The 13355-nt window shown below is 61.9% G+C and carries 10 protein-coding genes; 8 read left to right on the top strand and 2 right to left on the bottom strand.

Features of this window, described 5'->3' with window-relative positions; translation table 11 throughout:
- Positions 1-361: 361 nt before the first annotated feature.
- The 4 genes from NET03_RS05030 to NET03_RS05015 all read left to right on the top strand — a co-directional run bounded on the left by NET03_RS05030 (position 362) and on the right by NET03_RS05015 (position 5666).
- Positions 362-1558 carry a mandelate racemase/muconate lactonizing enzyme family protein gene (locus NET03_RS05030; RefSeq protein WP_252127804.1) on the top strand — a complete coding sequence of 399 codons (1197 nt, stop codon included), beginning with the start codon at positions 362-364 and terminating at the stop codon, positions 1556-1558.
- Between the two features lie 25 nt (positions 1559-1583).
- Entirely contained in the window at positions 1584-2336 is a 753-nt protein-coding gene (locus NET03_RS05025) for a ribonuclease activity regulator RraA (protein WP_252127803.1), read from the top strand.
- Positions 2337-2748: 412 nt separating this feature from the next.
- Complete coding sequence (locus NET03_RS05020; RefSeq protein WP_252127802.1) at positions 2749-4404, top strand: N-acyl-D-amino-acid deacylase family protein; 1656 nt, start codon at positions 2749-2751, stop codon at positions 4402-4404.
- Between the two features lie 11 nt (positions 4405-4415).
- A complete protein-coding gene (locus NET03_RS05015) occupies positions 4416-5666 on the top strand; it encodes a zinc-dependent alcohol dehydrogenase (RefSeq protein ID WP_252127801.1) in 1251 nt (416 codons plus the stop codon).
- Positions 5667-5714: 48 nt separating this feature from the next.
- Here NET03_RS05015 and NET03_RS05010 read toward each other — a convergent pair whose 3' ends face one another.
- Both NET03_RS05010 and NET03_RS05005 read right to left on the bottom strand, forming a co-directional pair.
- Positions 5715-6881 carry a class II aldolase/adducin family protein gene (locus tag NET03_RS05010; RefSeq protein WP_252127800.1) on the bottom strand — a complete coding sequence of 389 codons (1167 nt, stop codon included), beginning with the start codon at positions 6879-6881 and terminating at the stop codon, positions 5715-5717.
- 88 nt (positions 6882-6969) lie between these two features.
- Entirely contained in the window at positions 6970-7968 is a 999-nt protein-coding gene (locus tag NET03_RS05005; RefSeq protein WP_252127799.1) for a diacylglycerol/lipid kinase family protein, read from the bottom strand.
- Between the two features lie 329 nt (positions 7969-8297).
- On the opposite strand from NET03_RS05005, the gene NET03_RS05000 reads away from it, so the two are divergent.
- Genes NET03_RS05000 through NET03_RS04985 form a run of 4 tightly spaced genes read left to right on the top strand, consistent with a single transcriptional unit; the run spans position 8298 to position 13349 of the window.
- Positions 8298-10028, top strand: coding sequence for a LysM peptidoglycan-binding domain-containing protein (locus NET03_RS05000; protein ID WP_252127798.1), 1731 nt, complete (start codon positions 8298-8300; stop codon positions 10026-10028).
- A gap of 26 nt (positions 10029-10054) precedes the next feature.
- A complete protein-coding gene (locus NET03_RS04995; protein WP_252127797.1) occupies positions 10055-11131 on the top strand; it encodes a rod shape-determining protein in 1077 nt (358 codons plus the stop codon).
- An 18-nt stretch (positions 11132-11149) separates the two neighbouring features.
- A complete protein-coding gene (gene mreC / locus NET03_RS04990; RefSeq protein ID WP_252127796.1) occupies positions 11150-11965 on the top strand; it encodes a rod shape-determining protein MreC in 816 nt (271 codons plus the stop codon).
- Between the two features lie 10 nt (positions 11966-11975).
- A complete protein-coding gene (locus NET03_RS04985; RefSeq protein ID WP_252127795.1) occupies positions 11976-13349 on the top strand; it encodes a Mur ligase family protein in 1374 nt (457 codons plus the stop codon).
- The last annotated feature ends 6 nt before the right edge of the window (positions 13350-13355 follow it).

The raw sequence follows: 13355 nt of genomic DNA, 5'->3' as shown, positions 1-13355 counted from the left end.
CGCCTCCGCGGGAATCATGCAACGCGCTTAGCCACCCGTGTTGACCGCATGTGCGCTCTGATCTCTGGGCAGCGCAGTTTTCCTGCGCTGTCAGCGGCGTGGGATTGCTGCTGCGCTCGACATCGGTGAGTGCGGGAGCGATGCCAGGGGGAAAGGTACGATGCTGTGAGGAATACCGGGATGGTCCAGAGACTTCGCATCATCTTGTCGCATCGTTCTTGTTTCTGCCAAGCAGAACGATCCAGATGTCGCAACTCTTGGAAAGCGCAGGAGGCTGTGTTCGCTGTCTGCGCGGCGTATCACCCTCGGAGAATCCGTCGTATGATTCGCCGCGAGTTTCGTGGGAAATGGGAGGGCAGCAATGCGGATCACAGATCTCCGCTGCGCAGTACTCGGCGGGTACCCGATCGTGCGCATCATGACCGATGAAGGGATCGATGGGTACGGGCAGATCGAGTCGACCAAGTCCTCTGTCAGGTGGCACGTGCTTTTTTACCGTGAGCACCTTCTCGGTGAGGATCCGACCGATGTCGCGCGGGTGATGCGTAAGATCCGTCGTCTGGGTGCATTCAAGCCGTGGGGCAGCGCGGTCAGTGCGATCGAGATGGCGCTGTGGGACATCACGGGCAAGGCATATGGCGTGCCGGTGTACAAGCTGCTCGGTGGGAAACTTCGCGATCGAGTGCGGGTCTACAACGGCGGTGTGCGACAGCCGCTCCGCGGGTACCAGCCGGAGGACTTTGTTGAGCACGTTCGTTTTATGAAGCAAGCACCAGAGGGATTTTCTATTGTGAAGGTCTCGGTCGGCTATCACGGACCGATGTTCGACGCGCTTTCTGGTGCACGTTACGGTGATCCAGTGCGTGGTGCGACGCCGTACCTGAGTCGTGGACCACTCACCGAACGTGGGCTCCGGCACCTTGTCACTTGCGTGGAGGCAATGAAGGCAGAACTCGGCGAGGAGATCGGGCTCGCGCTGGATTGTGGGCCAGGCTGGACTGTCCCGGACGCGATTCGCTTCGCTCGTGCCGTTGAGCATCTGAACCTGCTCTGGCTTGAGGATCTGATCACCGGTGACTACACGCCGTACGTCCTGGCCGACGTCTACCGCGAGGTGACGCAGCAAACCACCGTACCGATCCATACCGGAGAACAGATCTACCTCCGTGAAAACTTTGTGGAGTTGATCGAGCGGCACGCAGTCCGGATCATCGGTCCTGACCCGGCCGATGTCGGTGGTCTTGCCGAGCTGAAGTGGGTTGCTGAGTACGCGGATCTTCACGGTCTCCTGATTGCTCCGCATGGGATCTATGATGGTCTTATTGGTCTTGCCGCGCTCGTGCATGTCTGTGCAACGCTGCCTGACAACTTCATCGCCTTTGAGTACCCGGTGGCCCGACCGGAATGGTGGTATGACATCGTCGTTGGTCTCCCGAACCCGATCGTTGTTGATGGGCATATTGCAGTCTGGGATCGTCCGGGCCTTGGTGTTCGCTTCGACGTCGAACGTGCGCGGCAGTATCTGGCCGAGGAAGATCGGGGATTTTTCGATGAGTGACCGTGAGTGTTAGGGGGAAGAAGCGATGATCCTGAACTTCGATATCCCCGATATCGAGCGGCCACCTCGCGATCTTCTCGCAGCGCTCGAAGCAGAAGTAAGTAGTGCGGCAGCAACCAGTGCGCTCTATCGTCTCGGCATCCGTGACTCGCATCTGCGGGGCCTGGTGAGCTTCAGCCCCGGGGTGAAAGTCGTTGGGCCAGCGCTCACGCTCCAGTTCATGCCGAAGCGAGAGGACGTGTACGGCCAGACGGAGTATGACGACGTGGAACGGCAGCTGCACCGTCATGTGCTTTACAAGGCACAGCCGGGCGACGTTGTCGTCGTGGATTCACGGGGACATCTTGGGAGTGGTGTTTTCGGCGAAATGATGCTGACATACTTTAAGGCCAAAGGGGGGATCGGAGTGGTCATTGATGGTTGTATCCGCGACTTTCCACGCGTCAAGGAGCTCGGCCTTGGCCTCTGGCTCCGAGGCGTCACGCCGAATTTCCACACCCAAACCGATCTCTTCCCCTTCGCGGTGAACGTGCCGATCGCCTGCGGGGAACGCCTGGTTTTGCCGGGCGATATCATCATCGCCGACGACGATGGTGCGATTGTCGTGCCGCGTCAGCTCGCCGCGGCGGTGCTTGCTGACGCGCGTGAGCATGCGGAGTGGGAGACGTTCGCCCGAGAACGCCTTGCGGCTGGTGGCGACTTGCGGATCTACTATCCCCTGACAGAGGCGGCCCGGGTCGAGTATGAGGCCTGGCGACAAGCACGCCAACAACGCTGACGCGAACGACTGAGCGAGACGGGTTTTTGATTCCCCGCTCGCCTGAGCCATCCGCTGTTTGCAGAGCCCCTGGCGCCAGCGCAAAGCTGAGAGGGCGCGGAACAGGGCACGCCCCTGAGCGGGAGCTCCTCTCACGCCCGGACTCTGGAGCAGTGTCAGGTTGTGGCGCAGTACCGCAGAAGTTGGTCGTTGTGGTTCCGTCTCCCTTTCAGCACACTCCCACATGACGATGAGCGGGCACCAACAGAGATGGCCACTCCACATGGCGGAAACGTTGCCCGTCGTTGCGAAGAAAAAGAAGAATACCAGTTGGATACTCATTCTCACGCCTGGTGGTCAGGCAACAGACTCCGGCCCGTCACTTGCTCACTGGCCTGTGTCACGGAGTGCTGCGCTAGGATAGCGCTGAGGCATGGCGGCTGAGGAAGGACGGCGAGACGTGGAAGTCGATCTCCTCATTCGTAACGGGCAGATCGTCGATGGAACGGGGAACCCATGGTTCCGTGGTGATGTCGCAGTGCGGGGTGATCGGGTCATTGCCGTGACACCACCGGGCTGCATAGCGCCGGGAAATGCCCGGGAAGTCATCGATGCGACCAGCTGCATTGTTTCCCCAGGATTCATCGATATTCAAAGTCATTCGATCTATCCTCTCATGGTCGATGGGCGATCTGTCTCTAAGATCGCGCAGGGGGTCACCACCGAGATTATGGGGGAGGGGTGGACTCCAGCGCCGTTCGGCGGGAGGATCAAGGAACCGATCCCGAGCGCCTATTTCGCGCGGCGGCTCCCGGAATGGGAAGAGCGAGCGCGCCGGTGGCGTCGTTTCCGCGACTGGCTAGAGGCGATGGTCGAACGCGGTGTTTCGCCAAACATTGGAGCGTTTCTAGCCGGTGGGACCCTCCGTGAGTTCGTGAAGGGCTACGACATGACGCCTGCCACCCCTGACGAACTTGCGGCGATGCGTCGCCTCGCTGCCGCGGCGATGGAAGATGGTGCGTTTGGCGTGGCCTACGCGCTCATCTATCCGCCGGATGCCTATACCTCAACGGAGGAACTCGTGGAGATTTGCCGCGAGGTACGACGCTGGGGAGGCCTCTACATCACGCATATCCGCTCCGAGGCGGAACGGCTGTTTGAGGCGCTCGAGGAGGCGATTACAATCGGCCGGCAGGCTGAGATCCCTGTTGAAATCTATCACTTAAAGGCCTCAGGCAGGCGAAATTGGTGGAAGTTCCCGAGCGTCATTGCCCGAATCGAGCAGGCTCGGCGCGAAGGGCTCGACATCACTGCAGATGTCTACCCCTACACGGCGGCGGGTACCGGACTCGCGTCGGTCTTGCCACCCTGGGTAGCGGCGGAGGGTCGCTTCTACGACAATCTCCGTGACCCGGTGATGCGAGCCCGTATCCGGCGTGAGGTTGAACAGCCCTCGGGTGACTGGGAAGCGCTGGGGCTAGAGGCTGGGCCGGAGGGGATTCTGCCGGTCGGGATGCGCCATCCGGAACTCCAAAGATATGTTGGGAAGCGCCTCTCAGAAATTGCAGCTGAGCGGAGGCAAGACTGGATCGAGACTGCGATCGACCTTTTGCTCACTGAGCAGCGCAACATCTTTACCATTTACTTTGTCATGGATGAAGCGAACGTGCGGTTGGCACTCCGACAGCCCTGGGTAAAAGTGGCGACGGATGCTGGTGGCCTTGATCCCGCCTGGGCACGGGGAGATGGACCGGTACACCCGCGTGCCTACGGGACATACCCACGGGTGATTGCGCGCTACGTACGGGAAAGCCGTGACCTCACCCTGGAGGAGGCGATTCGCAAAATGACCTCGGCCGTCGCGGATCGGCTGGGCCTGCGTGACCGCGGTCAGGTACGTCCGGGCTTCTTTGCAGACCTCGTTGTCTTCGATCCAGTCACAATTAGTGATCGAGCAACTTTCGCGGATCCCCACCAGCTGCCCACGGGGATCCGACACGTCTGGGTGAATGGCGTCCAGGTGCTGCGAGACGGTGTTCACACTGGAGCACTACCGGGCCGGATTGTCTCTGGGCGTGCCTGCGCGTAGAGGAGGAATGCATGCTCGCCTTGCAGGTCGTTGAGAGCGTCCCTCGCTATGTCCTTGCCAAGGCCATTGGGCGGTGGCGTCCTGAAGTCTTCTGGAATGGGCTTGGCCTCCTGCAATTCCGAGATGTCCCCGTGCCGAGACTACCAACCGCCGAATGGGTGCGCATTGCGACCCGCTACAGCGGTATTTGCGGCAGTGATGTGGGGCTCATCACGCTCCATGCCAGTCCGACGACGTCGCCGCTGGTTTCCTTCCCTTTCACCTTGGGGCATGAGACGGTCGGTCGCATTGTGGAACGAGGGACTGGAGTCGAAGGACTGCACATTGGCCAGCGCGTCACGGTGAATCCGTTGCTCGCCTGTGTAGCTCGCGGGTTTCGTGAGCCGTGCCCAGAGTGTGCGCGTGGCATGCCGAACCGCTGCTTACGCTTTCGCGAGGGGACTGTTTCTCCGGGTATCATGATCGGCTTCTGCCGAGATACTGGTGGGGGATGGAGCGAGAGCTTCGTTGCGCACCGGTCACAGGTTGTTCCCATCCCTGACAACGTGAGCGATGAGGAAGGAGTGCTGGCCGAGCCGTTCGCAGTGGCCTTACACGCAGTACTACAGAATCGCCCAGCTGACGACTCGACGGTGTTGGTGCTCGGCGCGGGGATTATCGGGCTGCTGACGATCGCTGCGTTGCGGGCGATCGGTTCGCGGGCGCGGGTACTGGTCACGGCACGGTACCCTTTCCAGGCACAGGCAGCAGAACGGCTGGGTGCGGACGTCGTCCTGCTTGGTCGCTCGGGCCCTGCGCTGTATCGCGAGTTGTCCCGCCTGACCGGAGCACGGGTACTGCGGGCCCGGTTTGGCCGCTGGTTGATGCAGGGTGGGGTGGACGAGGTGTTCGATTGTGTTGGATCAGGGCGATCGGTCCGTGACGCGCTCGCGGTCACGAAGGCTGGTGGCCGAGTTGTGCTGGTTGGGTTGGCAAGCGACCCGCGGGCGGTGGACTGGACTCCGGTCTGGCTACGGGAAGTGGAGATCCGTGGCTCAATGGCCTACGGAGAGGCGGAACTCGATGGGATTCGCGCCTCCTGCGTTGCACATGCGGTACGGCTCATGGCGGAGCGGCGTGTGGAACTGGGCTGGCTCGTGACGCACCGGTTCGCGCTCTCGGACTACCGTGCGGCGTTAGCCGCCGTGACGGCGAAGGGTGAGAGCAGGGTGATCAAAGCGGTGTTTGAGTTTCCCGGCGAGACGGGCGTCTCAGTGTCCTAAAGACAAGCCGCGACCTGGAGGAAATCAGGCCGCGGCTTGTCCTCTGTCTCAGGACATAGGAACTTGCGGAATAAGCTTCCCCTCGATCCGCTCCAGGATCTCGTCCATGCTGCGGCCGGTAATCGTCACGCCGTGGTTCTTCAGGCCGATGACCGCACGGGTCGGATCCGGTTCTTGTGCGAGTGTGTTCGAGACGGCGAGTGCCAATTCCAATGTCCCGCAGGGATAGTTAATCTCGGTCGAGCGGATTCCTTCCATCCAGGCGTGAACATGGACGATCGCGCCGATTTCGGGATGCTGCTGGTAGATCATCCAGTGTTCGATCGCATCCACCGAAACGCGGCGTGGCTCGACGTTGGGTGGCACGCTCAAGATGATGGCGGGGATGGTCGGATCAAAGCCACTGACCATCAGGATGTCGCGACCAATCACTTCCAACTGCGCCTTGTTGACGCCACTTGCACTCATCCAGAAGCGGTGACGGTCCTTGCGAGCGCTAAGGTTGCCGTAGCTCAGGCCGCCAAGGCCGTAGAGCCGCTTGACGTGGCGAAGATCCTCTTCGCTCAGGAGTTCGTGCACCGGGAAGGGGGCGGGCAACAGATTCATCGCCTCCAGGCGCTTCCCAGCCCGTGAGATCTGCTGCGTAATCTCATCGCCGTTCCAGAGTTCCGGCTCGAGATCGGTGCGAAACACGTTATTAATGACAAGCCGTGATGCAGCGAGTGGATGAAGACGCTCGTAGATCGTCGCGAAGAAGAGGTCATCTTCACCAGGACGATACAGGATGCCGTAATGTCCCCGTTCCAGCGTGACGAAGTGCGCCTCCGGCCCCTGCTCGCCTGGAATCAGGATGAGTACGAGGTTGGCCAGTGCATAGAGCAAGTAGGGGTAACAGGCTGTGAGAATGTCCTCCGGGCGCTCTGGGAATTCCGTAATGCCGACGACAAAGGTGGCCTGTGCTTTGCGGCGATAGCGAACAGGCCGGTCGTGCGGGAAGACGCTCAGCACGAGTCGGATATCGGGGATCGGCTTCGGATGGTACTCATGTCCTCGTCGCTCGAGCTCACGTCGAAGTCCGTCAATGAACCAGCGGAGCTGGTCGCTTGGGGGTTCACCATGGATTGTAAAGGTGCCAGTTTCTGGCTCCTCGGCGAGGATACGTAACGCTTCGGCCAGTGCCTCAGTTTGGTTGAAGATCCGCTGTTCGGTCGTCATCGTGCTACTCGTTCTCCTTGTGATCCAGCGAAAGTCGCGGGACAATGCGCCCACGCCGTTCGATTGTGGCAGAGGCGAGGAGCGACGGTCAACCGCTCGGTGGGCAGGTGCCCTGAGGGACACGGAGCGTCAGGGTGCGGGACACGACACGTGCTTCGATGTCCGTTGTCCCTACTGGCTCGCCATCGATCTCGACGCGGAGCGGCTCGGCTGCCTCGACGCGAACCGTTTGGCTTGACCAATGCTCGACGGCGGGATGTCGGACATGCGCGCCACGGTAGACGGCGGGGAGCAGGGAACTTAGGAGCTCCAGCCGCGAGACACTGCGCAGAACGAACACCTCCAACCGCCCGTCGGTGACTGAAGCCATCGGTGCAAGCCGCATGCCTCCGGCGTGGAAGCGACCGTTGGCGATCGCAACCATCAGCGCCGGGCCTTCAAAAACATGGCGGTCATCGACGGTAATGGAGAGCGGAGCGGCCCGGTGGCGCAAGATCGTGCGCGTCGCTCCGACGAGGTAGGCCAGAAAGCCGCCGAGCTGTTTCGTCGAGTGGCTGACCCAGGCGGCCGTCTCTGCGCCAAGGCCGATATCAGCCATGTTGACAAAGAATCGCCTGCGCGGCAGACCGGCGGAGTCGCGGAAGTGCAGAGAGCCCACGTCAACCCGGCAGGTCTCTCCCCAGCGCAAGAGATCGACAGCCTGTTCAGGTCGAGCGATCCCGAACAAGCGGGGGAAGTCGCGGCCGGTGCCACAAGGGACAATGGTCAATGTGACTGGCCCGAGTGGATGCCCGTCTTCATCGAGGATCCCGTTCACCACCTCGTTCAGCGTTCCGTCACCGCCAACGACGAGGAGTTCCCGTACTCCGTTCTGGACCAGGTGGCGCGCGAGGTGGGTGGCAGCGCCGGGCTCAGCGGTGTAAAGCTCGTCGACACGAAGCCCAAGCCGTTCCAGTTGTTGGCGGATGGAAGGCCAGGCGCGTGCTGGTCGACCGCTCCCAGCAACCGGATTCACGATGGCGTGAACCGTTGACGGGAGGTAGCGGACAGTACTCGGTGTGATCGTTGTTCGTTGCTCGTGCTGCATCGGAGTCGACGCCCTCATTCTCCCACGACCGACCCCATAGTAGCGCAAAGTAGCGTTCTTGTGAAACGCATGGGGTGCCTCTGTGCCTTGGGGATGCCATGTGATGCTTCGGAGGGGCAAGGTTTGCGTTCTGCGAATTGTTGTCGCCACTGCAAGGCGGGAAAAACGGACTATCTGGTGATGCAAAAACTGCCGAACTTGCCACTCGCGATTTGACGCAATCGCGAGTGCGTGTTATGCTGCGCGTGAAAATGGCGGACTTCGCGAGTTCGGCATCAGGGCGCACAGATTCGGCGCAGGGCCAAGGGAAGGGAAGCCGGGCGAGGCCGATGCCGCAGTACCCGCCATCGGAAAGCAATCAGGAATCGACCGGTACCCCGACCGTTGTTCGTTTCGGATGGTCCCCGGAGCCGAAACGTGAGGAGGTCGTCCCAAACGGGAGGGGGCCGGTCAGCAACGGTTCCCCCGCTGAGACGAATGGTGCCAGCGTTCCTGGGATGGATCGGCGTGCACCACAAGGCGAGACGGTTGGTGCCAGCCACACGGTCGGGGATGGGATCAACGGCGCTCGGGAGCCTTGGTTGCCCCAGCGCGCGTTAGGGAATAGGAGAGTGGGTGCGGCTCCTGTGCTCGCCCCGGTCCAGCGGCCGACCGCTGGTGCGGTAGCACGAGCGGTCGTCTCGCGCGCAGTATCAGCGTCTGTTTGGCACCCCCGGTTGCGTGCGTGGTGGGTGCTCCACGTTGCGGTCCTAACCTGTGTTGTTGTTGTCACACTCGGCGGTGGGTTCTGGCGACGACCGCTGCCGGTGCGGGTGGCTGCCGGTACGGATCAGATTGCCGCGGTGTGGAATGGTGTGACTGGGGTGCAAGGACAACCAGTCGCGCAGATTGCAAGCCTCAGCGTCAGCGATCCTCGACTCGGATACCTTGCGACCGGTGGGTTAGCGGTCAAGCCAGACGTCTTGGTGCTCGACACGTACGTGACGAGTGCCGGTGAGACGATCTATGACGTCTCCCGTGCAACGGGGCGGAGCGTGGAGACGCTCCTCTGGGCAAACAACTTGCTTGACCCGGGTGCTCCGCTACCAGCCGGGCTGCAGCTGCGTGTGCCGCCGGTCGACGGGATGTTGCACGTGGTGCGTGAGGGTGACACGCTGGAGTCGGTGGCAGCCCGATATGGCGTCACGCCGGAGGCGATCACCGGGTATGAGCCGAACGGTGTGCAACGCGATACGGACCTCGTGCCCAACCGGCTCATCATGGTTCCCGGCGGGAAGATGCCGAGCCGAGACCGAGTGATTATGTACACGGTGCAAGAGGGAGATACCCTCTGGAAGATAGCGCAGCGCTTTGGACTTAAGGTGCAGACAATCACGTGGGCAAACTCGTTGCCTGATCCGGAGCTCATCTATCCGGGTCAGCAGCTGGCCATCTTGCCGACCGATGGGGTGATGGTCAAGGTCAAAGAGGGTGACACAATCGAATCGCTGGCTGAGTACTGGGGTGTGAAACCGGAAGCGATCCGCGATTACCCGATGAACGGGATTGGCCCAAACGGGGTGCTCCGAGTGGGGCAGCTGGTGATGATTCCCGGTGGTGAACCACCACCGCCACCACCTCCACCACCCCCGCCACCTGCCCCGAGTGCGCCGCCAGCGTCGGCACCCAGCAGTCCGCCAGCGCAGCGGCAGGCACCACGTGGCTCGTTTATCTGGCCAACGACTGGGGTGATCACGCAATACTTCCACGCCCGCCACAACGGTTGGGATATCGCCAACAACATGTACACGCCGATTGTGGCAGCCGACAGTGGCACGGTGATCTTTAGTGGCTGGAACAACTATGGGCTCGGTTATGCCGTGGCGATTGACCATGGGAACGGTTTCGTGACGTGGTATGGGCATATGGCTGAGCCCCCGCCGGTGCAGGTGGGGCAGTGGGTCAATCAGGGACAATATATCGGGCCGATGGGGAGCACCGGCTATTCGACTGGACCACACGTCCACTTCATCATCATGTACAACGGCGTTTATCAAGACCCGGCACTCTACCTTCGGTAGAAGCCGGTGGGAGGAAGGGCAAAAGGATGATTCGACCGCTCAGCGCACTGTTCGGGTTGTTCAGCCGTGATCTCGGGATCGATCTGGGCACGGCGAACACCTTGGTCTACGTGCGCGGGAAGGGAATTGTGATCTCCGAGCCGTCCGTCGTAGCTGTCGACAAGAAAACGAAGCGCGTGCTCGCAGTCGGTGTCGAAGCGAAGGCGATGGTTGGGAAGACGCCGGAGTCGATTGTCGCTGTCCGTCCGCTCAAGGACGGGGTGATCGCCGACTTCGATACCGTCGAGGTGATGCTCCACTACTTCATTCGCAAGGTGCACTCTCAGCAGCTCCTGACCCCACACCCACGCGTTGTGATTGGGATCCCTTCCGGGGTGACCGAAGTCGAAAAGCGGGCGGCGAAGGATGCGGCCTTGAGCGCGGGGGCGCGCGAAGCGTATACGATCGAGGAGCCGATGGCGGCAGCAATCGGCGCCGGATTACCAATCAATGAGCCGGTTGGCAGTATGATCGTGGACATCGGCGGTGGCACGACTGAAGTGGCCGTCATCTCGCTGGGTGGAATCGTGGTCAACCGATCGATCCGTGTGGCAGGAGATGAGATCGACGAGGCTATCGTGCAGTGGGCCAGGCGTGACCATAACCTGATCATCGGCGAGCGGACGGCAGAAAATGCGAAGATCGCTGCCGGGTCGGCGTACCCGCTTGAGGAAGAGCGACGCGTTGTCCTCCGCGGGCGTGACGTCCTGACCGGCTTGCCGAAGGCAGTGGAGGTCAGTTCAGTTGAGATCCGGGAAGCGATCGCCGGCCCGGTGAACCAGATCATCGAGGCAGTTCGCTCCTGCGTCGAGGAGACACCGCCAGAGCTCCTGGCCGATATCATGGAGCGCGGGATTGTCCTTGCTGGCGGTGGGGCACTCCTCATGGGGCTCGATAAGCGGCTGCAAGCCGAGCTCCGCATCCCGGTGTATCTTGCCGACGATCCGCTCACCTGTGTGGCACGCGGTACCGGACGCGTTGCGGAAGCGCTCCACTTGTACCAGCGTGCATTGCAGGGTACGCAGCAACGGCGGACACCAGCGACCTCGACGTCGACGACATGAAGACGAGACCGGTGAGGAATGCCCGTCACGCTCCGGCGTGCTTCGCTACTTATCTTGACAGTTGTGATGGTGCTCGCTGCCGTCGTCCTTGACCGACAGCAACGGCTGACGACCGTCAAAGCTCCTCTCGTCGCCTTCGTCACTGAGGCGCAGCGGCTGTTCGCCCCAGTGCTCGGGAAGGTCTCGTTTCCGACCTGGGCGAACGACGACGAACTCCGGCAAGAAGTGGAACGACTGCGCAGTGAGCGTGACGCGCTTCTGGCCGAAGTTGCAAAGCTCCGGCAGGCGCAACAGGAACTCGACCAGTTGCGTGCCCAACTCCGTTTCCAGCAGGAGCATCCCGGGCTCCAGCTCGTACCGGCACACGTCATCGGGTATGATCCTGAACAACCGCAACGCGTGTTTATCATCGACCAGGGTGCGGACGCTGGAATCCGGGTCGGCATGGCTGTGCTGAACCCGAGCGTGATGGTGGGGATCGTCACGCGCGTCGAGAGCGATCGGGCGCAAGTCACAGTGCTCACCGACCCATCCATACAGCTCGGTGCTCGCCTCCTCGATTCCGGGGCGGAAGGAATCGTGTACGGGCGTGGCTGGCGGGAGAACGGCTCGCTCGAGTTCCGGCACTTACCGCCTGACACGCCGGTGCGCCAGGGGGAGCTCGTTGTGACATCAGGACGGACAGCTGGGATTCCCCCTGGACTCGTCATCGGGGTCGTGACTGGGGGCACGCGGCAGGTCGCCGAGGACGAGCTCCGGCTGACGGTGCGGCCACTCGTCGAGTTTCGTTCGCTTGAGTCAGTGAGCGTCCTGCTCGGCCAAGCAAGCCAGTAGGTGGGTACGGATGACCACGCGCTTGGCGATCGTCACGGGGCGAATCGTCGCGTGGGCAACGCGGCGTTCGGGGCTTGGTGGGGGAACGGCCTTGCCTGGACTCATCGCGCTGCGGCTCGCACCTGACCTCCTGACGACGCTGGCAAGCAAGCTCCCGTCTGGTGTCGTTGTCATCGCTGGGACGAATGGGAAGACGACGACCGCGCGTCTCCTCGCCGAGTCGCTCCGGGCCAGTGGCCTTCACGTCGTGCACAACCGTTCTGGCAGCAATCTGCCGCGGGGTATTGCAGCGACGTTCCTTGAGGCCACTGACTGGTTGGGGCGGCTGGATGGTGATATCGCGGTACTCGAGGTCGACGAATTTGCCCTCCCAGCTGTGGTCAGGGCGGTGAAGCCGCGCATGCTCGTTCTTCTCAACCTGTTCCGCGATCAGCTTGACCGGTATGGAGAGCTGGAGACGATTGCACGAACCTGGCGGAAGGCGCTGGACAAACTCTCCCCGGATGCCACCGTGGTCGTGAATGCTGACGATCCAATCTTGGCTGAGTTGACTGCAGGCTTCCAAGAGCGTCGGTGCACGTTCGGGCTGGAGGATCCCGCAGTGGTGCTGCCGACGCTCCCACATGCGGCTGATTGGCGACTCTGCCCGCGCTGTGGGGCTTCGCTCGAGTACGAACGAGTGTACCTCGGGCACCTCGGGCGCTATCGCTGTCGTGCCTGTGCCTTTGGCCGTCCGGCGCCGACGGTTGTGGCGCGGACGGTACGGCAGGAGTCGACTGGACTTGGCCTCGATGTGGACTGGGGTAATCGGACATTCGCGGTGCGTAGTCGGCTTTCCGGTGTCTACAACGCGTACAACCTCCTTGCAGCGACGAGTGCGGGAGTTGCGCTCGGGCTCGCGCCAGAAACGCTGCTTCCGGCGCTGGCCGAGGTCCCGGCAGCCTTCGGGCGGCAAGAGCGTGTTCGAGTGGCGGGACGCGAGCTCACGTTGCTCCTCATCAAGAACCCGACGGGGTTCAATGAGGCGATCCGGCTCCTCGTGTCAACAAAGAGACACTGCCCAGTGCTCATTGTGATCAATGACCTCGATGCGGACGGACGTGACGTCTCCTGGCTTTGGGATGTCGATCTGGAGGCGCTGCGAGTACTCTCGGTACCGGTCAGCACCGGTGGGATCCGGAGCGGGGAGATTGCCCTCCGACTCGCCTATGCAGGGATCGAGCCATGTGGACGCTATCCTGGAGTCGTGGAAGCACTCGATCGTTGGCTGGCGACTCTCCCACCGGAGGGCTGTGGCTGGGTACTCGCAACCTACACGGCGATGCTGGAACTCCGTCGTGAGCTGGCCCGGCGGGGGGCGGCGGTCGAATTCTGGGCGCAGTGACGGAGG

Source organism: Thermomicrobium sp. CFH 73360 (genome assembly GCF_023806465.1).
Classification (GTDB): domain Bacteria; phylum Chloroflexota; class Chloroflexia; order Thermomicrobiales; family Thermomicrobiaceae; genus Thermomicrobium.
The sequence above is the reverse complement of the archived record's forward strand: the minus strand, read 5'-3'. Positions and strand labels throughout refer to the sequence as shown.